Source organism: Luteimonas flava (assembly GCF_036584485.1).
GTDB lineage: Bacteria > Pseudomonadota > Gammaproteobacteria > Xanthomonadales > Xanthomonadaceae > Luteimonas > Luteimonas flava.
This window is the reverse complement of sequence record NZ_JAZHBM010000058.1, coordinates 1-316: the sequence shown is the minus strand read 5'-3', so window position 1 is coordinate 316 and position 316 is coordinate 1. Positions and strand designations below refer to the sequence as shown.

At 40.5% G+C, this 316-nt stretch carries 1 rRNA gene; it reads right to left on the bottom strand.

Going from position 1 to position 316, the window contains the following annotated elements:
- Positions 1-82: 82 nt before the first annotated feature.
- Positions 83-316: ribosomal RNA gene (locus V3391_RS17670) — 16S ribosomal RNA — on the bottom strand; the annotation flags it as partial.

Below are 316 nucleotides of genomic sequence, written 5' to 3'. Positions count from 1 at the left end.
CCTCTAATTGTTTCTTGTTAATGGTTTTAAATTGTTCTCATCCCAGACACTGTTCCTAAAAGGACCCAATTCTGGTAATTTTCGTCACTACTTCGACGGTGTGTCATTGAGTAATTTTCGCTCCTGCTGCCTTCCTTGGAAGTGGAGGCAATGTATCAGGCCTCCTCTCCGAGATCAAACCCTGATCTTTCGTTATCCGTCAATATCTTTTTAGTCAAGAGATACCACAAACAAATTGATAGATCAGTTCGAAGTGCGTGCTTTCAAGAGAGCCACGTTGGACTCCTCGATATGTACATTTATAAAAGTTCAAAAA